The organism is Stappia stellulata DSM 5886 (genome assembly GCF_000423705.1).
In the GTDB taxonomy this organism is placed as follows: Bacteria; Pseudomonadota; Alphaproteobacteria; order Rhizobiales; family Stappiaceae; genus Stappia; species Stappia stellulata.
In genome coordinates, this window is the sequence record NZ_AUIM01000004.1 from 323,960 (window position 1) to 344,898 (window position 20,939).

At 64.5% G+C, this 20,939-nt stretch carries 18 protein-coding genes; 3 read left to right on the forward strand and 15 right to left on the reverse strand.

Annotated elements, in window-relative coordinates; genetic code table 11:
• Window positions 1-49: 49 nt before the first annotated feature.
• From G572_RS0101740 to G572_RS0101785, 10 genes are all read right to left on the reverse strand, one after another.
• Window positions 50-1,117, reverse strand: coding sequence for a BMP family ABC transporter substrate-binding protein (locus G572_RS0101740; protein WP_029057010.1), 1,068 nt, complete (start codon window positions 1,115-1,117; stop codon window positions 50-52).
• A 165-nt stretch (window positions 1,118-1,282) separates the two neighbouring features.
• Entirely contained in the window at window positions 1,283-2,203 is a 921-nt protein-coding gene (locus G572_RS0101745) for an ABC transporter permease (protein WP_029057011.1), read from the reverse strand.
• Between the two features lie 3 nt (window positions 2,204-2,206).
• Window positions 2,207-3,286: an ABC transporter permease gene (locus tag G572_RS0101750; RefSeq protein ID WP_029057012.1), complete on the reverse strand. Its 1,080-nt coding sequence runs from the start codon at window positions 3,284-3,286 to the stop codon at window positions 2,207-2,209.
• Window positions 3,276-4,862, reverse strand: coding sequence for an ABC transporter ATP-binding protein (locus G572_RS0101755; protein WP_084649824.1), 1,587 nt, complete (start codon window positions 4,860-4,862; stop codon window positions 3,276-3,278). The genes G572_RS0101750 and G572_RS0101755 overlap by 11 nt, the downstream gene beginning before the upstream one ends.
• 19 nt (window positions 4,863-4,881) lie before the next feature.
• Complete coding sequence (xdhC, locus tag G572_RS0101760; RefSeq protein WP_029057014.1) at window positions 4,882-5,892, reverse strand: xanthine dehydrogenase accessory protein XdhC; 1,011 nt, start codon at window positions 5,890-5,892, stop codon at window positions 4,882-4,884.
• The gene (gene xdhB / locus G572_RS0101765) at window positions 5,889-8,246 is read right to left on the reverse strand and encodes a xanthine dehydrogenase molybdopterin binding subunit (protein WP_037545057.1); all 2,358 of its coding nucleotides are present in this window, start codon (window positions 8,244-8,246) and stop codon (window positions 5,889-5,891) included. The genes xdhC and xdhB overlap by 4 nt, the downstream gene beginning before the upstream one ends.
• Window positions 8,236-9,717: a xanthine dehydrogenase small subunit gene (gene xdhA / locus G572_RS0101770; RefSeq protein ID WP_029057016.1), complete on the reverse strand. Its 1,482-nt coding sequence runs from the start codon at window positions 9,715-9,717 to the stop codon at window positions 8,236-8,238. Before xdhA ends, xdhB begins: the two co-directional genes overlap by 11 nt.
• Before the next feature lie 3 nt (window positions 9,718-9,720).
• Window positions 9,721-10,080 (reverse strand): hydroxyisourate hydrolase, encoded by a 360-nt coding sequence (uraH, locus tag G572_RS0101775; protein WP_029057017.1) that lies wholly within the window; start codon window positions 10,078-10,080, stop codon window positions 9,721-9,723.
• Between the two features lie 107 nt (window positions 10,081-10,187).
• Window positions 10,188-11,129 carry a LysR family transcriptional regulator gene (locus G572_RS0101780; protein ID WP_029057018.1) on the reverse strand — a complete coding sequence of 314 codons (942 nt, stop codon included), beginning with the start codon at window positions 11,127-11,129 and terminating at the stop codon, window positions 10,188-10,190.
• Window positions 11,130-11,202: 73 nt separating this feature from the next.
• Window positions 11,203-12,180, reverse strand: a complete 978-nt coding sequence (locus G572_RS0101785) for a quinone oxidoreductase family protein (protein ID WP_029057019.1) — start codon at window positions 12,178-12,180, stop codon at window positions 11,203-11,205.
• A gap of 150 nt (window positions 12,181-12,330) precedes the next feature.
• On the opposite strand from G572_RS0101785, the gene G572_RS0101790 reads away from it, so the two are divergent.
• On the forward strand, window positions 12,331-13,596 hold the full coding sequence (locus G572_RS0101790) for a SulP family inorganic anion transporter (RefSeq protein ID WP_029057020.1): 1,266 nt from the start codon (window positions 12,331-12,333) through the stop codon (window positions 13,594-13,596).
• Window positions 13,597-13,608: 12 nt separating this feature from the next.
• Here G572_RS0101790 and G572_RS0101795 read toward each other — a convergent pair whose 3' ends face one another.
• From G572_RS0101795 to G572_RS22065, 3 genes are all read right to left on the reverse strand, one after another.
• Window positions 13,609-14,346, reverse strand: a complete 738-nt coding sequence (locus G572_RS0101795; protein ID WP_037545060.1) for a TerC family protein — start codon at window positions 14,344-14,346, stop codon at window positions 13,609-13,611.
• A gap of 95 nt (window positions 14,347-14,441) precedes the next feature.
• On the reverse strand, window positions 14,442-15,182 hold the full coding sequence (locus tag G572_RS0101800; protein WP_208978996.1) for a CDP-alcohol phosphatidyltransferase family protein: 741 nt from the start codon (window positions 15,180-15,182) through the stop codon (window positions 14,442-14,444).
• A 148-nt stretch (window positions 15,183-15,330) separates the two neighbouring features.
• A complete protein-coding gene (locus G572_RS22065; protein ID WP_037545073.1) occupies window positions 15,331-16,281 on the reverse strand; it encodes a DUF2182 domain-containing protein in 951 nt (316 codons plus the stop codon).
• Between the two features lie 199 nt (window positions 16,282-16,480).
• Between G572_RS22065 and G572_RS0101810 the strand changes: the two genes are divergently transcribed.
• Complete coding sequence (locus G572_RS0101810; protein WP_051241459.1) at window positions 16,481-17,728, forward strand: UbiH/UbiF family hydroxylase; 1,248 nt, start codon at window positions 16,481-16,483, stop codon at window positions 17,726-17,728.
• 13 nt (window positions 17,729-17,741) lie between these two features.
• Here the strand turns inward: G572_RS0101810 and G572_RS0101815 are convergent, their stop codons facing one another.
• Both G572_RS0101815 and G572_RS0101820 read right to left on the reverse strand, forming a co-directional pair.
• Window positions 17,742-18,824 carry a CaiB/BaiF CoA transferase family protein gene (locus G572_RS0101815; protein WP_037545076.1) on the reverse strand — a complete coding sequence of 361 codons (1,083 nt, stop codon included), beginning with the start codon at window positions 18,822-18,824 and terminating at the stop codon, window positions 17,742-17,744.
• 29 nt (window positions 18,825-18,853) lie between these two features.
• Window positions 18,854-19,807 (reverse strand): AEC family transporter, encoded by a 954-nt coding sequence (locus G572_RS0101820; RefSeq protein WP_029057025.1) that lies wholly within the window; start codon window positions 19,805-19,807, stop codon window positions 18,854-18,856.
• 155 nt (window positions 19,808-19,962) lie between these two features.
• On the opposite strand from G572_RS0101820, the gene G572_RS0101825 reads away from it, so the two are divergent.
• On the forward strand, window positions 19,963-20,877 hold the full coding sequence (locus G572_RS0101825) for a lysophospholipid acyltransferase family protein (RefSeq protein ID WP_084649889.1): 915 nt from the start codon (window positions 19,963-19,965) through the stop codon (window positions 20,875-20,877).
• The last annotated feature ends 62 nt before the right edge of the window (window positions 20,878-20,939 follow it).

Here is a 20,939-nt window from a genome sequence, read left to right on the forward strand (position 1 = left end):
GACGGAAAACGGCGGCGGACATCGGTCCGCCGCCGCTTCGTTTTGTCTTTTACTGCGGAAGCTGGTCTTCGATACCCTTTACGTACCAGTTCATGCCAAGCAGCGTTCCGTCGTCAAGGATGATGCCATCCTCGACCGCCAGATCGCCGTTCTGCTTGTAGATCGGACCCGTGAAAGGATGAAACTCGCCGCTGCGGATCTTGTCCGTCATCGCGGCGGCTTCGTTGGCCACGTCTTCGGGAAGATTGGTGAACGGCGCCATCAGCACCATGTCCTCGGAGAAACCGCCCCAGACGTCTTCGCTCTTCCAGGTGCCGTCGAGTACGGCCTGGACGCGGTTGACGTAATAGACGCTCCAGTCGTCGACGATGGCGGTGAGCTGCGCGTTCGGCGCGAACTTGATCATGTCGGACGCCTGACCGAAGCCGACCGCACCACGCTCCTCTGCGACCTGCAGCGGCGCCGGGCTGTCGGTGTGCTGGCTGATCACGTCCGCTCCCTGGTCGAGCAGCGCCTTGGCGGCGTCGGCTTCCTTACCCGGATCGTACCAGGAGTTGGCCCACACGACCTTGATCTTGAAGTCCGGATCGACCGACTGCGCGCCCAGCATGAAGGAATTGATGCCGCGCACGACTTCCGGAATCGGGAAGGAGCCGATGTAGCCGGCGGTCCCGGTCTTCGACACCTTCGCCGCGATCTGGCCGATGACGTAGCGACCTTCGTAGAAGCGTGCCGAGTAGGTCGACACGTTGTCCGCCCGCTTGTAGCCGGTCGCATGCTCGAACATGACATCCGGGAACTTCTTGGCGACCTTCAGGGTCGGGTTCATGAAGCCGAAGGAGGTGGTGAAGATCATCTTCGCACCGTCACGCGCAAGACGTTCGATGGCACGCTCGGCGTCCGGGCCCTCCGAGACGCTCTCGATATAGGTCGTCTCGACCTTGTCGCCGAAGGCAGCCTCGATGGCGAGACGGCCCTGGTTGTGCTGATACGACCAGCCATAGTCGCCGATAGGCCCGACGTAGATGAAGCCGATCTTCAGCTTGTCCTCGGCCTGCGCGCTTGTCAGCCCAAGGCCGAGTGCCGCGGCAAGCGCGATCCCGAAAAGTTTTTTCATGTGAGGCTCCTGTTCCCCGTTTGCAAATGCGATGGTTTTCGAAATTCTGCGCCGGCGTTCATCGCCTCTCCGGCACGCAGATTTGTATTCGGTGCCGTCCCCTGCTCTGTTATGTCGCCCGGCATTGGACCGGTGTCTTGATGTTTCCGGTCGCCCCGCGCCGATTCAGCGGTCCGGCACGAACGGCCGTCCCAGGCAGGCCGGAGTGTTGACCCGTGTCAGTATGCGGTTCCGGGAGATGATGACAAGCACGGCAATGGTCGCGATGTAGGGGAGCGCCGACAAAAACTGTGAGGGAATCCCCACGCCGTGCGCCTGGGCATGGAATTGCAGGATCCCGACCGCGCCGAAAAGATAGGCCCCGGCAAGAACGCGAACCGGTCGCCACGTGGCGAAAACCACAAGCGCCAGGGCGATCCAGCCCCGCCCGGCCGTCATGCCCTCGACCCACTGCGGCGTATAGACGAGCGAGAGATACCCACCGGCAAGGCCGGCGCAGGCTCCGCCGAACAGGACCGCCAGGTAGCGTACCTTGATAACGGACACACCGAGCGCATGCGCGGAGGCATGGTTGTCGCCGACAGCGCGAATAATGAGGCCGGCCCTTGTGCGAAACAGCACATAGGAGACCCCCGCGACCAGGATCAACGACAGGTAGACGAGCACGTCCTGGCCAAACAGGAGACGTCCGACCAGCGGCAGGTCGCTCAGGACCGGAATGTCGATTCCGGTCAGCCGAATGCCGGGCTGTCCGACGAAGGCCTCGCCGATCATGCCGGACAGACCGAGCCCGAGCAGCGTCAGCGCCAACCCCGTCGCCACCTGATTTGCGACCAGATGCAACGTGAGGAAGCCGAACAGAAGCGCCATGCCCATGCCCGACAGCAGTGCGAAAACCGCCCCCAAGTAAGGCGATCCGGTGGCTTGCGCGCCGGCAAAGCCCATCACCGCGCCAACGATCATCATGCCCTCGACGCCGAGGTTCAAGACGCCGGACCGCTCCACGACGAGTTCGCCGATGGCCGCCAACAGCAAGGGGGTCGCCGCCGTGATGACGGTCAGAAGAATGGATTCGAACGCACCCATCGCTCAGGCTCCCTTGGCGGTGACGCCCGGCCGGGCGAAACGGATCCGGTAGAGGATCAGCGTGTCGCAGGCGAGCACGTAGAACAGCAAAAGACCCTGAAAGACGCGGGTGGTCTTGTCGGAAATCCCGAGCGTGACCTGCGCGGCCTCCCCGCCCAGATAGGAAAGGGCCAGAAGAAAGCCGGAAAAGAAGATGCCGATCGGATTGAGCCGGCCGAGGAACGCAACGATGATTGCGGTAAACCCGTAACCCGGTGAGATCACCGGCGTGAGCTGGTTTACGGAACCGGAGACTTCGCTGATGCCGGCAAGCCCCGCCAGTCCCCCCGACAGCAGGAAGGCAAAAAGGATCATCTTGTTGCGCGAGAACCCGGCAAACCGCCCGGCGCGCGGCGCCTGCCCCAGGACCCTGATCTCAAAGCCCTTCAGCGTCTTCATCAGCACGACCGCCAGCGCGATGACGGCAATCACCGCGAAGATCGCCCCGACATGCATGCGCCCGTCCGCCAGTGCCGGCAATGTCGCGGCCTCCGAAAACACGCGGCTTTCGGGAAAATTGAACCCTTCCGGATCGCGCCAGGGGCCGCGAACGAGCCAATCCAGCAACAGTTGCGAGATATAGACCAGCATCAGGCTGGTGAGGATCTCGTTCGTTCCGAAGCGCACTTTCAGGATCGCCGGGATTCCGCCCCACAACATGCCACCGGCGATTCCCATCACAAGCATCAGCGGCAGGGTCAGGAAACTCTCGAACCCGGGCAGCAGGATCGGCAGCATGGAGCCCGCGAGCGCGCCGGCAGTGAACTGCCCCTCGGCGCCGATGTTCCAGGTGTTCGACAGGAAGCAGACCGCCAGACCGACACCGATCAGGATGAGCGGGGTCGCCTTCACCACAAGCTCCTGAAGCGACCAGGACGCCGTCAGCGGATCGACGAAGAACATGTAAAGCGCCACGGCCGGATTCTGCCCGAGGGCGGCAAACAGCACCGCGCCCGTGACCAGCGTTAGCGTGATCGCGATCACCGGCGACAGCAGCGCCATCGCGGTGGAGCGTTCGGCGCGTTTTTCCAGCTCAAGCCGCATCGCCCGCGCCTCCGGTTTTTTCCTCAAGACCGCCCATGAGCAACCCCACGCGCTCCCGCGTCAGCTTGTTCGAGGGGATTGCCTCCGAGAGTTTGCCTCGCGAAATCACCGCGACCCGGTCGGCAATCTCGAAAATCTCGTCGAGGTCCTGGCTGATCACCAGCACAGCCGCCCCATGGCGCGACAGATCGATCAGTTCCTGACGAATGAGCGCCGCCGCCCCGGCATCGACGCCCCACGTTGGCTGATTGACGACCAGAAGGTCCGGCCGCCGGTCGAGCTCCCGGCCAATGACGAATTTCTGCAGATTTCCGCCAGACAGTGCGCGCGCCTCCGGATCGTCGTGGGACATGCGCACATCGAAATTCTTCTTGATCTTCTGTTCCAGCTCGCCTGCCCGCCCCGTCTTGACGAAACCGCTACGCACCAGGCCGTCCCCTGTTCCGTGGCGGGTAAGTACGAGGTTTTCCGACAGCTTGAGGCCCGGAACCGCGCCATGTCCCAACCGTTCCTCGGGAACGAAGGCGGCCCCTGCCCTGCGACGTTTCGTGATGCCGGCACGACCCATCGGCATCCCGCCGATCATCACCGACGTATCGATTGTGGCAAGCCGCTCGCCGGACAGAAGCTCGAAAAGCTCGCTTTGTCCGTTTCCCGCGATGCCGGCGATCGCAACGACTTCCCCAGCGTGAACGTCGAGACCGATCGTGTCGATGGCGACTGAAAACGGTCCCTCGGCATCGGCGCTCAGGCCCTTCAGGGCAAGGTGCACATTGCCCTCGCGCGGCGCGACGCCGCGTTTCAAATCATGCACCGCACTGCCGACCATGAGCCGTGCCAGCGACCCAGCAGTTTCCTGCGTCGGATCGCATTCCATCACGACCTTGCCGTGGCGCATGATGGTCGCGTGGTGGCAGATGCGCTGCACCTCTTCCAGACGGTGCGAGATATAGAGGATCGCGCAACCTTCCGATGCGAGCCGCTCCAGTGTGACGAACAGCTGGTCCGCCTCCTGCGGCGTGAGCACGGAGGTCGGTTCGTCCATGATGATCAGCCGCGGTTCCTGAAGAAGACAGCGGACGATCTCGATGCGTTGCCGCACGCCGACGGACAGATCGGCAACGATCGCGGACGGGTCGAGGGTCAGTCCGTAGTCGCGCGACACCGTGCGAATGCGGTCGGACAACTCCCGGAACGACTGGCCCGGCGGCAGGGCAAGCGCAATGTTCTCAGCGACAGTGAGCGCTTCGAACAGCGAAAAATGCTGAAACACCATGCCGATGCCAAGAGCCCTCGCCTCGGCCGGCGACGCGATTCCGACGGTCTGCCCTTGCCAGGCGAGATCCCCGGAATTGGGATCGAGCGCGCCATAGAGAATCTTCACCAGCGTCGATTTTCCGGCGCCATTCTCGCCAAGCAGGGCATGAATTTCGCCGGCGCGCAGGGTCAGGGACACATCGTCGTTGGCGAGAATGTCTCCGAAGCGTTTGGTGATGCCCTGCGCTTCAAGAAGAATGGTTCCGCGCCGCTGGTGGGCCTGCCGCTGTTGCGGGTCCGTTGTGTCGTCCACTGTCATGTGATCCCCCCGCCCCTTATCATATGGCTGCGATGCTCCCGGCAAGACTGTTGCGGCGTTTATTGTGGACAGGCTCACGCCGCTCCCGGCGCATCAACAATTCAGCGGCGACCGAAGTCGCGATGGCGGCCGGCGCCTTCGAGGCAAGTCCGGAAAGACCGATCGGGCAACGAAACACCTCGGCAACCCTGCGTGGCTCGTGCCCGGCCGATACAAGCCGCGAGCGCATGCGCGCCGCTTTCGTCTCGCTGCCGATCATTCCGACGCCGGCAACGTCCGGTTGGCGCAAGGCGACATCCGCAATGGCAAGATCAAGCGCGTGGTCATGCGTCATGATGAGGACTTCCGCCCCCTTGCAACGGCCGTTCGCTTCGGGCAGCGGGTCGGCAGCCGCGACCATGCGTACGGTGGCCGGCGCCCGCGAGGGAAAGATATCCGGCCTGTTGTCGATCCACACGAGGGAAAACGGAAGGGGGGCGAGCGCGAGCACCAGCGCCTTGCCGACATGCCCCGCCCCGAACAGGCACACCGGGGTCCTGTCGATCCCGAAACGTTCGCTCAGTCGACCGTCCCCAAGCCGGGCATCCACACCGCAAGGAAGGGAAGATCCCGCATCAACGAGCGTTCGCCGGGGAAACACACCCGCGTCCGGGATCGTCATTTGCGTGACGAATGTCCCTTGCGCCTCGAGGCGGGAGAGACGCTCCACCTCGTCGCACCGCCGCCGCGTGATCGTCTCGACCGCAAGCGTGACGCGACCGCCGCAGCACTGGCCAAGGTCCGGTCCGAGCGACATCCGGTCGAGCCGCAAGCTGTCGCTCGGATCGTTTTGCAGACCGGCCGCGGCCGCCTCGATGGCCTGATATTCCAGCATGCCGCCGCCGATGGTGCCGGAAAACCGCCGCGCCGCATCGACGACCATGCGCGCGCCAACCTCGCGGGGGGCAGAACCCTCGATACGCACCACCGTAACAAGCGCGCAGGCGGGCTCGTCCTTCAGCAGTGCCAGAACCGAGGCCCAGACGCTCATCCCGCGGCCTTCCGTCGTTTCATCACAGTGACGGCACGCAGGATTTCCTCGGCTGTCGCCGGCGCGTTGAGGTCGGGCAACACGCCGGGCGCAAGACTTGCAACCGCATCATGAATGGCGCTGAAGACGGAAATCGCCAGCATCACCGGCGGTTCGCCCACCGCCTTGGAACGATAGACCGTCGGGGACGGGTTGCCGGACGAGGCATAGAGCGCGACGTTGAAGGCTTCCGGAACATCCGATGCCGTCGGGATCTTGTAGGTCGACGGCGCATGCGTGCGCAGCCGCCCGCTTTCGTCCCAGACAAGCTCCTCCGTCGTCAGCCAGCCCATGCCTTGCACGAACCCGCCCTCGATCTGGCCGATGTCGATGGCCGGATTGAGCGACTTGCCGACGTCGTGGAGAATGTCGACGCGGTCGACGCGCATCTCGCCCGTCATCGTGTCGATGGTGACCTCGGAACACGCCGCCCCATAGGCGAAATAGTGAAATGGCCGGCCCGACGCGCTCGGTCTGTCCCAGGTGATGGTCGGCGTTGCATAGAACCCGGTCGCCGACAACTGGATGCGGGCCAGATGCGCCGCACGCGCCAGCGCCCCGAGCGGCATCGCCTCGTTTCCGAAAAGCACCTGATTGTCGCGAAACGCGATGTCGTCCGGCGAAACGCCGTGCTGCTCCGCTGCGAATGCGACCAGTCGCGCCTTGATCGTTTCCGCCGCGATCTGCGCGGCCATGCCGTTGAGATCGGTTCCGGAGGAGGCCGCCGTCGGACCGGTGTTTGGCACCTTGCCTGTATGGGTCGCGGTGATGTTCACCCGGTCAAGCGTCACGCCGAAGATCTCGGCGACGATCTGCGCGACCTTCTGGAACAGCCCCTGCCCCATCTCGGTGCCGCCGTGGTTCAGATGGATCGACCCGTCTGTGTAAAGATGCACCAGGGCGCCGGCCTGGTTGAGATGCTTGAGCGTGAAGGAAATACCGAATTTCACCGGCGTCAGCGACAGCCCCTTTTTCAGGATCGGACTGCGGGCATTGAAGGCGACAATCTCCGAACGTCGCGCGCGGTAGTTGGCACTTGTCTCGAGTTGCTCCACGAGCGCATGCAGTGTCGCGTGTTCCTCGACATGCATTCCGTAGGGCGTGGTGTCGCGGTCGGCACCATAGAAATTGAGCTTTCGCACATCGAGCGGATCCTTGCCGACGGTGATGGCGAGCTCGTCCATCATGCGTTCGGCCGCAAGCATGCCCTGCGGTCCGCCGAAACCGCGAAACGCGGTGTTGGAACAGGTGTTGGTCTTCAGCCTGCGTGAATGAATCAGCGCATCTGGGTAGAAATAGCTGGAATCGGCATGAAACATCGCCCGGTCGACCACACCAAGCGAGAGATCCGCCGAATAGCCGCATCTTGCGTGAAACAGCATTTCGGCTGCGCGAATGCGCCCGTCCTCGTCATGTCCAAGCGTCCACTGCGCCCGGAAGTCATGCCGCTTGCCGGTCATGATCATGTCGTCGTCACGGTCGAGGCGCAGCTTGCAGGCCTGCCCCGTGACACGCGCCGCCAGCGCTGCAAGCGCTGCCCAGTGATTGGCCTGGCTTTCCTTGCCGCCAAAACCGCCACCCATGCGGCGCACCTCGACGGTCACTGCGGCATCCGGCACGTCGAGCACCCGTGCGATGATATGCTGCGTTTCGCTCGGGTGTTGCGACGAGGTGTGAACGAAGACATCCCGGTCCTCGCCTGGCACGGCGAGCGACACCTGACCTTCGAGATAGAAATGCTCCTGCCCGCCGATCTCCATGCGGCCGCGCAATCTGGCGGTCGAGGTGGCAAGCCCCGTCTCCGGCGAGCCTTTTCGGAACTGATAGTCCGGAAGAACGGTTTCATCGGCCGACAACGCGTCGTCGATGGTCAGCACCGGCGCTAGCGGATCGGCGACGATCCGCGCCTTGCGGGCCGCCCGCCGGGCCGCATCCCGGGTCGTCGCAATCACAGCGAAGACCGGCTGCCCCCAATAGAGGATCTCGCTCTCGACAAGCATCGGTTCGTCGCCAAGCGCCGGCGCCACGTCGTTCTTGCCCGGGATGTCCGCATGCGTCAGAACCGCGACGACACCGGGGCTTTGCCGCACCGGATCGAGATCCAGATCCGTGATCGTGCCCCTTACAACGTCACCTGCCCAGCCCGGCACCACATGCAGCGTGCCGGCGGGTTCGCGAATGTCGTCGACATAGGTCGCCCCACCGCTGACATGCTTGATGGCACTGTCATGCGGAGTCGGTTGCCCCACGCGTGCAAGTGCGTCGCCGGATGATGACGAAGCCCTTGTTTCTCCGTCGATTTCCTCAAGCGGCATGGGAGGCCTCCTCGCGCCGGGCGCCAGTGATCCGGGTGCGTTCGTCCGGCGTTCCGCCGATTTCCACCAACGCCTTCGCCAGCAAGGCGCGTGCCACTTCCTGACGGTACTCCTCGCTTGCCCGCATGTCGCTGATCGGCGAGAAGTCTTCCGCCAGCGCCTTGAGCGCCGCCGCCCAGCTCGAAGGCTGGTCGGGTCGTGCGCCGATCAGTGCGATTTCGGTTCCCGCCGCGCGCTTCGGGGTCGGCGCCATGCCGCCATAGGCGACCCTTGCCTCCGTCACGCGCCCGTCGACCAGCGTCAGCCGGACCGCCATCAGCACGGCGGTGATGTCCTGATCGAACCGTTTCGAGATCTTGAAACAGCGAAAGGCATGGTTTGGGTCGAGCCTGGGAACATACAGACCCGTAACGATTTCTCCCGGTTTGCGGTCCTGCTTGCCGTAATCGACAAAAAAGGAATCGAGCGGCAGTGTCCGGGCGTCCGCGCCCTTGCGCAGCTCAAGCGTCGCCCCGAGTGCGATCAGCGCCGGTGGGCTGTCGCCGATCGGCGAGCCGTTGGCGATGTTTCCGCAAACCGTGCCGGAGGCCCGCACCTGTCGCGAGCCGATCCGCCGCCACAATTCCCCGAGATCCGGATCTATCCGCGCCATGAAGTCATGGGTGTCGCCGAAGGTCGCGCGCGCGCCCATCAAGACGCCGCCGGCGGTTTCCTCCGCACCCTCGAGTTCGGCGACCCGGCCGATCCATATGATTTTCGGCAGGTCCCGCAACTGTTTCGTGACCCACAATCCGACATCGGTCGCCCCTGCCAGAATGGTGGCATCGGGATGCGCGTCATAGAGCGCTGCCAACGCATCGATGGACGCGGGCGCCGCGAAAAACCCGCCGCCGGCCGGAATCATCACATCCACGCCGTCCTGAAGCGCGGACAGGGCGGCGATTGTCTCGCTTGCCCGCCGCGAAAAGGCATCGTCGAGCACATCGAAACAGGTGCCGAGCGCAGCGTCCACGATGGGCCGGTATCCGGTACAGCGGCACAGGTTTCCCGCCAGCCAGTCGGTCACCGTCTTGCGCGTCGCGGGCACATCGGCTGCGTGATAGAGCGTGAACAGGCTCATGATGAAGCCCGGCGTGCAGAAGCCGCATTGCGAGCCGTGGCAGTCAACCATCGCCTGCTGCACCGGATGCAGCCTGCCGTCCGTGGCGAGGTCCTCCACCGTCACCAGTTCCGCACCGTCCAGCATGCCGAGAAACTGGATGCAGGAATTCACCGGCTGATAGACCATCCGCCCCGCAACCGCACGGCCGACGGCGACGGTGCAGGCGCCGCAATCCCCCTCGCCACAGCCTTCCTTGGTGCCGGGCAGTCCCCGGCGCAGACGCAAATAATCGAGCACCGTTTCGTTCGGACCGACCTCGCTCAATTCGACGAGCTGGCCGCGGTGGAGGAAACGGATGGCGCTGCGCATTTGTCAGCTCCCGCGATAGGTGGAATAGCCGTAGGGCGACAACAGCAAGGGCACGTGATAGTGGGCATCGGGATCGGAAATGCCGAAGCGCAACGGGATCACGTCCAGAAACAGCGGTTCCGGCAGAGCGGCGACCGTCCGCCTGAGATAGTCACCGGCCTCGAAGCGCAGCTCATAGATGCCGGGCCGGAAGTCGGCCTCGCTCAGGATCGGGCCATCGACCCTCCCGTCGTCATTGGTCACGGCATCCGAGAGTTTCCGGAAAGTGTCGCCGCCGTCCTCGCGGAGCCACAGCGACAGGGCCAGCCCGCTCGCGGGGCGACCGAGGGCTGTGTCCAGAACATGTGTCGTCAGTCGTCCCATGAGTGTTTCCCGTGTTTGGCAACCCGGCCCGACAGTGACCATGAATTGTTCATGCCTTGAAAGAGTGCATGAGCCATGATCGAGGGACCAGAACAGATTCGCGCACCCTATGATGCCGTATCGGCATCGATTTGAGAAAGCCGATCACCGACTGCGGCCACCGAATGATCGAAAAATGCCTGGGCGGCGTGGCTCAGGCCCCGATGCGACGATGTCAGCACGGTGAAACGATCCGCCGCCAGCGCGGTATCGGCAAGTCGACGAAACACGAGCGCGCCGTCAAAAACCTCGCGTTCAAGCCCGATCATCGTCTGAAAGGCGAGCGTTTCCCCGCCCGCCGCCAGGCGCTTCATCATGCGCAGGGAATTGGTCTCAACGAACGCCTGCCCGGCCAGGGCATCCGCCGGCATCGCCACGTCAATGAGCTTGCGCAGCGACAGGTCGCGCGTCGGCAGGCAGAAGGGATACGCCAAGCAGTCCGTCAGATGAAGCGGCTGAAGTGTCGCCAGCGGATGTCCCGGCGCCATCACCGCCCCGATGGCAAGATCCCGCCGAAAGGCGGCGCTCAGACGCGGGTCCTCGGGTGGTTCGAAGGAGAAGCCGACGTCCGTTTCACCGGCGATGACCGCTTCGGCCACCTGCACCGAACCCGCGATGCGGATCGCAACGTGAATGCCGGGATAAAGGCGCCGGAATTCGCCGACCACGGCCGGCAGCAGGGTCTCCGAAACGCTCTCCACACTGGCGATACTGACCGCACCGCTGCGCATTCCGGTGAGCGCATCCAGCTCCCCCGCCGTTGCCGAAAAGTCGGACAGCGTGCGCAAGACATGAGCGCGCAGGATCTCGCCGGCCGGCGTGAGCCGCACGCCGCGGGCCAGCCGGTCGAACAGCGCATGTCCCAGCGCCCGTTCCAGCCAGAGCACCTGCCGGTTGACCGCGCTGGAGGCGACATTGAGGTCGCGTGCCGCCGCGCGGATGGAGCCGGCCTGGGCGACAGCCGCGAAATACCGCAGGGCCGGCCCGTAGAGATGCCGTGACTTGTCCATTTTCAGGCACCCGCTTTTTCCCGCGTCCCGCCGCCGTCGCGACCGGACGCCCCGCCCGGCCGCCCTTGCAGCATCAGGGCACGAGCACCGTGGTGCCGGTGGTCTTGCGACCCTGAAGGTCCTGATGCGCCGTCACGGCGTCCTTCAGCGCATACTCCTGGTTGACCTGGATCTTCACGTCGCCCGAGCGCACCACACCGAAGAGATCGTTGGCAGTCTCCTCCAGATCGGCCCGCGAGGCGATATAGGTGAAGAGCGTCGGGCGCGTTGCGAAGAGCGAGCCCTTCGGCCCGAGCAGACCGAGATTGAAGTCGGTGATCGGTCCCGACGACTGGCCGAAGGACACCCAGAGCCCCAGGGGGCGCAGGCAATCGAGCGAACCCGGATAGGTGTCCTTGCCGACCGAATCGTAAACGACGTCGCACAGCTTGCCGTCGGTGATCTCGCGAACCCGCTCGACGAAATTCTCCGTGCGGTAGTTGATCACATGGGTGTAGCCATTGGCCCTTGCGAGCTCCGCCTTCTCCGCCGAACCGACCGTTCCGATCGCCGTTGCGCCGATCTTCGCCGCCCATTGCCCGGCGATCAGCCCGACGCCGCCGGCAGCGGCATGAAACAAGAGCGTCGTTTCCGGCGTCACATTGTAAGTCTTGCGCAGCAGATAGCGTGCGGTCATGCCCTTCAGCATCATGCCGGCGGCGGTCTTGTCATCGACGCCGTCCGGGATCACCACCAACCGGTCGGCCGGGACCAGGCGCTCCTCCGCATAGGAGCCGAGCGGCCCGACATAGGCAACGCGGTCGCCAGGCGCCACATGGGTCACGCCCTCGCCGACGGCGGTGACGACGCCCGCCCCCTCGTTTCCGGGAGTGAACGGCGTGCCCGCCGGTGCCGGATAGAGGCCGGAGCGGAAGTAGGTGTCGATGAAGTTCAGTCCGATGGCGGTATGGCGCACGCGCGCCTCGCCCGCGCCGGGGTCGCCGATCTCGACCTCTTCCCACTTCATCACGTCCGGACCGCCCGTTTCATGCACCCTGATCGCGTGAATCATTTTTGTCTCTCTCCCTGAGAAATAACCGGTTGGACGGATCATGGGGCGGGCACCGACGCCGGGCAAGCCCCGCGACGCGCGCTTTGCGTCATCATGGCGCACATCCAGAGCGCTGGCGCGCACCCGTGTCGCGGTGCTATTCGATGTTTCATGCGCCAGCCGAAAATTCTCACCACGCTGAAAACCTACAGTTTGCCATTGTTCCTCGCCGACCTTCTGGCCGGCGTCACGGTTGCGATGGTGGCATTGCCGTTGAGCCTGGCGATCGCCATCGCCTCCGGCGCCTCCCCGGAAAAAGGCCTGGTCACGGCAATCGTCGCCGGCTTCATGATTTCGCTTTTCGGCGGAAGCCGGGTCCAGATCGGCGGGCCGACCGGCGCCTTCATTGTCGTCGTGCACGCAATCATCGCAGATCACGGCTATGACGGACTGGTGCTCGCCACCTTCATGGCCGGTTTCATTCTATTGATCGCCGGATACTTTCGGGCCGGCAATCTCATCGCCCATGTGCCGGAAGCGGTCGTCAACGGCTTCACCATCGGCATCGCCATCGTGATCGCCTTCAGCCAGCTCCCCGATTTTCTCGGACTGACGCTTCGCGACGCGCCGGCGGAGTTTCTGGACCGGCTGTCCGCCATTTGGTCCGCGCGCGACACTTTCGCCCCCTCTGCGCTGGGCGTGGCACTGGTCGCCGTTGCGCTGATCGTCGGCTTGCGCCGCCTCGCGCCGCGCTTTCCCGGTCTCATTGTCGCCGTCGGGGTGGCGTCGGGGCTGGTGGTGGTGTTCGCACTGCCGGTCGATACGCTCGACTCGCGGTTCGGCGCCCTGCCCTCAAGCCTGCCTCTTCCCGCACTTCCGACGATTTCCGTCGACCGGATCGTCGAACTGCTGCCGTCCGCTTTCGTGATCGCCTTTCTGGCCGGGGTGGAATCGCTTCTTTCCGCGATGGTCGCCGACCGGATGATCGAGGGCCGGCACCGCCCGAACGCGGAACTGACGGCGCAAGGTGCGGCAAACATCGCATCGGCGCTCTTCGCCGGCCTTCCCGCGACCGGGGCAATTGCCCGCACGGCGACAAACATCAAGGCCGGCGGTCGCACGCCCGTTGCCGGCATCGTCCATGCCATGGTGATCCTGGCGGTGATGCTGCTCGCGGCGCCGATGGCCGGCTATCTTGCCATGCCCGCCCTTGCAGCCCTGCTGATGGTGACGGCCTGGAACATGAGCGAGCCGCATCGCTGGTCCGCCTACGCGAAGGGTCCGGCCGCCGACACCGCGCTTCTGCTTCTCACGCTGGTGCTCACCGTTCTGGTCGACCTGACCGTGGCAATCGGCGTTGGCGTCACGCTCGGTCTAGCGTTGCGCGCCGTGAGCAAACGACGCGCGGACAACGACTGGACCCCGCCGGAGCGCTGACCATCTCGCCGGTTACTTGCCGGAAGCCGCCTGACGTTTCGCCTTGCGCCGCGAGGCGGCCAGAATGTTGATGACCTCGACGCCGGCCGAAAACGCCATGGCGAAGTAGATGTAGCCGCGCGGGATATGAAACCCCAGGCCGTCGGCAATCAGCGCGACGCCGATCAGAAGCAGGAAGGCAAGCGCCAGCATCTTGGTCGTCGGATGCTTCTGCACGAAATCGGAGATCGGTCCGGACGCGACATACATCGCGATCATCGCGATCACCACGGCGGCAACCATCACCTCGATATGTTCGGCCATGCCGATGGCGGTGACGATGGAATCCACCGAAAAAACCATGTCGATGACGATGATCTGCGCAATGACCGCGCCGAAACCGGCCGCGACCGCGGTTCCCGTCTCGTCATGCGCGCCCTCGATCCCCTTGTGGATCTCGTGGGTGGCCTTCACCAGCAGGAAGAGACCGCCGGCAAGCAAGATAAGGTCGCGCCAGGAGATCGCCTCGCCCAGCACCGAAAAGACCGGCGCGGTCAGGCCGATCAGCAGCGTCAGAACGGAGAGGAGCGCAATGCGGAAGATCAGCGCCAGCGCCAGTCCGATCTGGCGGGCGCGCTTTGCGGTCTTCGGCTCCAGCCGGGCGACGATGACGGAAATGAAGATGATGTTGTCGATACCGAGGACGATTTCCATCACCGTCAGGGTGAGAAGGCTCGCCCAGACGGCCGGATCGGAGAGCAGGTCGATCATGGAAGTGCCTCATGCGTCACGGGCGTGGCTCACGCCTCGGCGGCCGGCCGCCCGGTGTTCGCCACACCGCGAGCGCAGGCCCGGATCGGTTTGGATCAGCGAAGTGCGTCGAGGAACTGCTGGACGGCCGAAACCAGAAGAAGATAGATGCTGGACCCCGCCAGCAGCCATTTCGCAAGGCCCTCCGCCGACAGGCCGTTGACGATCGCAAGTCCTGCGCCGATGAACCAGAGCAGTGTGACGAAGAGCGTGAGCGGCCGCCAGCGCGCGACGCGCACCGGGTGCACAAAGCGGATCGGCGCGAAGGTCAAAGCGCACAGGACGAAGATGCTGACGATCGTGAAAACTTCGGAGGACGACAGCACCATCAGTCCGAAAACCGCCATGTTCCAGCCGGTCGGGAACCCCATGAAGGAGCCGTCCGGCTGTTTCATCCCATTGTTGGCGAAATACAGCGCCCCGGTGAAAACGATCAGCCCGCCGCAGATCCAGTTCCACGGCGACGAGACCATGCCGCTGCCTGCAAGGGCGAAGGCCGGCAAAAAGACGTAGGTCGCGTAGTCGATGACGAAATCGAGGGAGGCACCCGACCATTGCGGCATGCGGTTTGCGATGTCGAACCGCCGCGCCAGCGGGCCGTCGATCCCGTCAATGACCAGGGCAAGCCCGAGCCAGACGAAAAGCATCGCCCAGTCGCCTTGCGCACCGGCGAGAAGCGCCAGCAGTGCGACCGGCGCGCCAAGCGCTGTCAGGATGTGGATCAAAAACAGCGGGTGCGCGCTTTTCAGCCGCTGCGTCACGCCCGTCTCCGGATCCGCCAACTTGCCTTTCGCCACCGGCGTCGCCTCATGTCATGCCGGCCGCAAACCGGCGCGGGCCTTGGAATTCCCCCAGCCCTTTCGTATGCCTTCAACTGAGGCGATCTGCAACCGAACTCATGCGTTTTTGCCCGAATCGTCAAGCGGAATACGCCGAAACCGGCCGCTACGCCGCCAAAAGGGCCTGCCCGGCATCGGAAAGCGCGAGCACGAAGAGCCCCCAGGCAACCAGGAAAATCCCGATCGCGCGCGGAATCCAGAGCCGATGCACGGTCTTTTCAAGCGCCATCAGGAAGCCCAGCACGGCAATCCACACGACATTCATGATCCCGACCGCGAACATCACCGTCATCAATGCCCAGCAACAGCCCAGACACAACAGCCCCTGGATGATGCCCAAGCGGTAGACCGCACCATAGCCTTCGGGCCGGCGCTCCATGAAAAACGGAATCGGTCGTTGGCAACGCAACAGACAAGCCAATTTGGCCGGCGTGAACTGATAGATCCCGGCGGCGATCAGCGTGGTTCCGGCGAGCACCATGGTCGCCGGCGACATCATCGGAGACATCATCCGCGCCGCCGTCAGCGCTCCCTGCGCCGCGGTCGCCAGCACGCCGTAGCCGACCCAGACCGAAAGATACCCCAGCGCAAGCACGACAACGGGGGGCGTCCGGCGCGCGCTGCCGCGCATCGGTTGCGGCAGTTCGGCAAAGGAGGCGATCATCGGCGCGGCACTCGGCAGCATCATCGCCAGCGCCATCATCACCCACATCACGAAGACCAGCCAGGCGTCCGACAGGCTCCAGACCTCTGAGGCCGGCATTCCGAAGGTCGTTGTGCCCTCCGGCAGACAGATGATCGCAAGTGCCGCGCGCGCCTCCGCCGGCAGGCCGGCGAAGATGTTGAAACTGTTGAAAAACGCCATCCCCGGCCCGAGCTCGCTCATGTCCATCGCCGGAACCATGTCGGCGACCATCGCCGCCAGGTAGATCCAGCCCGCCGCCGCGGCAAGCCCGACGGCCAGAAAGACGGCGAGGCGCGGACGGCGCGCGAGCGAACGAAGCGGATGCACGACACCAGCGTCAGCAGACGCGGTCTTTTCCGGAAAAGCGTTCATTGTTCGCCCTTGTCCCCGACCCTTTTCAACCGATGCCGGCATGGGTCGTTACGATTGTGCCGCCGCTTTACCATCCCTGTCGGCGGAATCGGATACGAATGCCTACGGATGCGACCTTATGCGCGTGCCGCGAACTTGCAAATTCGCCCGCGCGCGTCATCTTGACGGGCAAGGCATGCCCCCGCAACGGAGACTTCTCATGGCCAGACGTGCAAGCGCCGCCGCGCCCGATACCGCCAAGACGCCGACGCAGGTGGATGCCGCCGTTATCGGTGCCGGCCCGTCGGGCATGGCAATGGCGCTCCTGCTCGCGCGCCACGGCTTCAGGACCGCCTTGATCGCCCCGGGCGCAATGGCGGATGACGACCGCACCACAGCGCTGCTGGAATCGTCTGTCGAGATGTTGCGCACGCTCGATCTTTGGGCGGCGATCGAACCCCATACGGCCGCACTCCGTCACATGCGCATCGTCGACGGCACGGGACGGCTGATCCGCGCGCCCGAGGTCGTGTTCGATGCCTCCGAACTGGAACTGCCCGCCTTCGGCTACAACATCGAGAATCGCGATCTCAACCGCGAGCTCGCAAAAGCCTGCGCCGATGAACCGGACCTTCTGCGCATCGAGGCAAGGCTTGCGTCCCTCACGCCACTGGCCGACCGGGCGGAACTGACCACCGACACCGGCGAAACCATCGTCGCGCGGCTCGCTGTCGGTGCGGACGGACGCAATTCCCCGGTCCGCGCAGCCGCCGGCATCGCGGTCAAGGACTGGCGTTATCCACAATCGGCACTCGTCCTGACGCTTGAGCATGGGGTTCCGCACCACAATCACTCGACCGAGTTTCACACCCCCTCCGGCCCCTTCACGCTGGTGCCGCTCAAGGGACGCAAGTCCTCGCTGGTCTGCGTTGTTTCGCCAGAGGATGCCGATTATCTCGCCGCCCTCGATGACGCGGCCCTTGCGGTTGAGCTGGAGCGTCGCTCGGCCTCGGTTCTCGGCAAGATGACGGTCGTGGGAAAGCGCCAGATCTATCCGCTCGGCGGATTGACCGCGCGCACCGTCGCGGCGAACCGCTGCGCGCTTGTCGGGGAAGCCGCGCATGTGTTTCCGCCCATCGGCGCACAGGGGCTCAATCTCGGCCTGCGCGATGTCGCAGCTCTTGGCGAGGTGCTGGTCGCCGCACGCAGGCGCGGCGAGGATATCGGGTCCAACGGGGCTCTTCAGGCATATGAACGCGCCCGTCGTCCCGACATCGCCACGCGCACGACCGCTGTCGACCTGCTCAACCGTTCGCTCCTGAGCGATCTGCTTCCGGTCCAGGCATTGCGAAGCGTCGGCCTTTATCTCGCCGGACGCATCCCGCCGCTGCGCAGGCTGATGATGCGCGAGGGCATCGCGCCGGTGATGGCACGCCCGCGACTGATGCGCGGCCTGTCGCTGCGATAGTCCTGACCCGGACTCAGGACGGATCGGCTGTCCCGGCACTGCCGCGAAACGCGCGGTCGATGGGCACGACCGTCGCCGGGATCGGCGTTTCGCCGGCTTGCACCGTGAAGTCGAACAGCCCGCGCTCCTGAAAATGCGGATCGCGGAACGCGTCCTCCAGCGTGGCAACCGGCGTGGCGCAGCAATCGGCCCGCGCCAGGATCGGCGCCCATTCGGCTGCGGTGCGGGTGGCGATACGGGCCGCCATTGCTTTCGCACAGGCGTCCGGATCGGTCTTGTCGTCGCGCTGCGCCTCCGGCAGCTCCACAGCGTCACAAAGCGCCTGCCAGAACTTCTCCTCCAATGCGCCCACAGCGATCAGGTGGCCGTCGGCCGCCGGATAGAGCCTGTAGCGCGGCGAAGCCCCGGTAAGCAGGTCGGCGCCATTGGTCGGTGCGCGCCCGAGCGCGGTAAGTTGCGCCTGCGCGAAGAGCGCGAAGGTGAACATCGCATCGCACATGGCGATATCCAGCCGGCTGCCCCTCCCCGTCCTGTCCCGCTGGAGGAGCGCAAGCAGGATGTTGATCACCGCCGGAAAGCTCCCGCCGCCGATGTCGGCAAGCTGGGCCGGCGGCAACACCGGACTTTCAGGCGGTCCGCAGGACAGCGCCAAAAGTCCCGTCAGGGCCATGTAGTTGACGTCGTGACCGGCGTCGATCGCACGCGGTCCGCACTGTCCGAACCCGGTGATGGAACAATGAATCAGCCGCGGGTTGCGCGCGCACAAGTCATCGGCCCCCAAGCCGAGGCGTGCCATCACGCCCGGCCGGAACTGCTCGACCACGATGTCCGCCGTATCGACAAGATCGAAAACCTGTTGGCGGGCTTCGGGGGCCTTGAGATCGAGCTCGACGCAGCGCTTGCCGCGATTGAGCATGGCAAAGAGCGTGCCGATATTGCCGGAGCGCGGGGGAAAGAAACGCATGTCCTCGCCGCCGGGACGTTCCACCTTGATCACGGTGGCGCCGGCCTCCGCGAGCATGAGCGTGGCAAGCGGACCGGGCAGCAAGGTGCTGAAATCGACCACCGTCACACCGGAAAGCGGTTGTTCGTTCATGGCCGGACCTCGCGCGAAACCTGGCATTGCTACTTCAGCGGCAACAGCCCTTCGGTGATCAGGTAGATAAAGGCGGAGACGGTCACCGTCGAGGCGATGGTGCCGATCAGGATCGCGCTCGAGGCCCGCTGGACGTAGACATTGTACTGCTGCGCAATGACAAAGACATTCGCCGCCGGCGGCAGACATGCCATCAGGACAGCCGTCGCGACCCAGGCCGGATCGAAGCCCCCGACCCAGTTCAGCAACAGCAGCACGATGATCGGATGCACCACCAGCTTGACCAAAAGCACGACCGGAAGCTCCAGTGGCGTTCTCCCCAGCGGCTGAAGCGCGACCGTGACGCCCATCGCGAAAAGCGCACAGGGCGCGGCCGCATTGCTGAGGAAGGTCAGCAGGGTGTCGATCGCCTGAGGCGGCTGGAACTCGACCGCTGCCGCCAGGACACCCGCGATGGTCGCAAGAATGAAGGGGTGGGTGAAAATGCGGCGCAACACGGTCAGGGCGGTTGCGAGCGGAGGCTCGTTCTCCGTCCCGCCGATTGCCATCATCAGCGGCGCCAGCGTGAAGAGCAGGATGTTGTCGAAGCAGAAAACCAGCGCGGTCGGCACGGCTGCGGCGGGACCGAGCACGGCCAAGGTCAGGCCCGGCCCCATGTAGCCGATGTTGGAATAGGAACCGGCGAGCGCCTGGATCGTTGCCTCGGGAATGTTGCCGCGCGAGGCGAACACGCCAACGCAAAAGGCGACCGCAAAGGCGCAATAAGTGGCAAAGGTCGTGGCGGCCACATATCCGATGTTGGTGAGTTCCTCGATCGGCGTCTTGGCGAGCAGGCGGAAAAACAGCGCCGGAAGCGCGATGTAAATGATGAAGAACTGCATCCAGGCCAGCCCCTCGGCCGGAATCTTCTTCAATTTGCCTGCGGCTATGCCAAGAAAGATCAGGCCGAAGAAAGGCAGCGCCAGAGAAATTACGTTTTCCATCGGGGTCTCCAGCGGACCGGGCGGGCGTCCAAAGAGCGCCCATGTTGCCTTCGTCCCGGCGCTTGGTTAATCACCGCAGGCCTAACGGGTTCGCGGATGCGGGTCAACGCTGGCCGGACGCCACCAGAAACAAGGGACTGTTTGCGCGCAACATGATGGCAAGACGGCAAATCAACGGCCCGGATGGGGATGCTCCTGCCCGGCTGCCCCTCCTTCTTCGCTTGCGACATGCGAGCGAATGGGCGGGCCTTTCCGCAGTGCTGGCACTCTTTCGTTTGTTGCCGCCGACCGTCGCCGCCCGGGTGATGGGCAAGGCATGGCGCATGCTTGCGCCGTTCAACAAGCGCCATGAGCGCGCCCTGAAAAACCTCGAGCGCGCCCTGCCCGACCTGACCGCACCCCAGCGCGAACGCATTGCCCGCGACATGTGGGAGAACCTGGGGCGTATCGCGGCCGAGACCCTTCAGCTCGACCGGATCGTCGCGGACCCGACGCGCTTCGAATATGATCTGGACGACGTGAAAAAGGTCGTTGGCGACGGAGGCGCGGTGGTCGTTTCCATGCACGCCGGCAATTGGGAAGTGACGGCGATGGGCGCCCTCGCCTGCGACTGGGAACCGGTCGGAGTCTACAAGAAACTATCCAACAGGCGCACCGAATCCATCCTTTACGGGCTTCGCAGCCGCCTCTATCCGGGCGGTTTGCTCCCGAAGGGACACGACACCGCCCGCCGGCTGCTGGCCATGACGCGCGGCGGCGGGCGCATCGCGATGCTGGCGGATCTTCAGGACCGTCGGGGCACGGTGCTTCCCTTTTTCGGCAACGACGCCTATGCAACGCTGTTTCCCGCCTCCATCGCCTGTGCTGCCAGGGTCCCGATGATCGCCTGTCGCGTGGTCCGCTTGCCCGAGAGCCGGTTTCGGATCGAGGCGCGCGTTCTGGAATTCGAGCGCACCGGAGATCGAAAGCGCGATGCGGAAAATGCGACCCGGGCCTATCACGCGCTGTTTGAGACCTGGATTCGCGAACATCCGTCGCAATGGATGTGGATCACGCGCAAATGGGCCTGACTGGCCGACCGGGAAGCGCACGCCAGTACATCCCATGATCTATATGCACTGCAGCAATTTGC

Excerpts from the sequence above, each read along its gene's own strand:
- G572_RS0101740 (WP_029057010.1), bottom strand. The coding sequence starts at position 1,117 with ATGAAAAAACTTTTCGGGATCGCGCTTGCCGCGGCACTCGGCCTTGGG.
- G572_RS0101745 (WP_029057011.1), bottom strand. The coding sequence starts at position 2,203 with ATGGGTGCGTTCGAATCCATTCTTCTGACCGTCATCACGGCGGCGACC.
- G572_RS0101750 (WP_029057012.1), bottom strand. The coding sequence starts at position 3,286 with ATGCGGCTTGAGCTGGAAAAACGCGCCGAACGCTCCACCGCGATGGCG.
- G572_RS0101755 (WP_084649824.1), bottom strand. The coding sequence starts at position 4,862 with ATGACAGTGGACGACACAACGGACCCGCAACAGCGGCAGGCCCACCAG.
- xdhC (WP_029057014.1), bottom strand. The coding sequence starts at position 5,892 with ATGAGCGTCTGGGCCTCGGTTCTGGCACTGCTGAAGGACGAGCCCGCC.
- xdhB (WP_037545057.1), bottom strand. The coding sequence starts at position 8,246 with ATGCCGCTTGAGGAAATCGACGGAGAAACAAGGGCTTCGTCATCATCC.
- xdhA (WP_029057016.1), bottom strand. The coding sequence starts at position 9,717 with ATGCGCAGCGCCATCCGTTTCCTCCACCGCGGCCAGCTCGTCGAATTG.
- uraH (WP_029057017.1), bottom strand. The coding sequence starts at position 10,080 with ATGGGACGACTGACGACACATGTTCTGGACACAGCCCTCGGTCGCCCC.
- G572_RS0101780 (WP_029057018.1), bottom strand. The coding sequence starts at position 11,129 with ATGGACAAGTCACGGCATCTCTACGGGCCGGCCCTGCGGTATTTCGCG.
- G572_RS0101785 (WP_029057019.1), bottom strand. The coding sequence starts at position 12,180 with ATGATTCACGCGATCAGGGTGCATGAAACGGGCGGTCCGGACGTGATG.
- G572_RS0101790 (WP_029057020.1), top strand. The coding sequence starts at position 12,331 with ATGCGCCAGCCGAAAATTCTCACCACGCTGAAAACCTACAGTTTGCCA.
- G572_RS0101795 (WP_037545060.1), bottom strand. The coding sequence starts at position 14,346 with ATGATCGACCTGCTCTCCGATCCGGCCGTCTGGGCGAGCCTTCTCACC.
- G572_RS22065 (WP_037545073.1), bottom strand. The coding sequence starts at position 16,281 with ATGAACGCTTTTCCGGAAAAGACCGCGTCTGCTGACGCTGGTGTCGTG.
- G572_RS0101810 (WP_051241459.1), top strand. The coding sequence starts at position 16,481 with ATGGCCAGACGTGCAAGCGCCGCCGCGCCCGATACCGCCAAGACGCCG.
- G572_RS0101815 (WP_037545076.1), bottom strand. The coding sequence starts at position 18,824 with ATGAACGAACAACCGCTTTCCGGTGTGACGGTGGTCGATTTCAGCACC.
- G572_RS0101820 (WP_029057025.1), bottom strand. The coding sequence starts at position 19,807 with ATGGAAAACGTAATTTCTCTGGCGCTGCCTTTCTTCGGCCTGATCTTT.
- G572_RS0101825 (WP_084649889.1), top strand. The coding sequence starts at position 19,963 with ATGGCAAGACGGCAAATCAACGGCCCGGATGGGGATGCTCCTGCCCGG.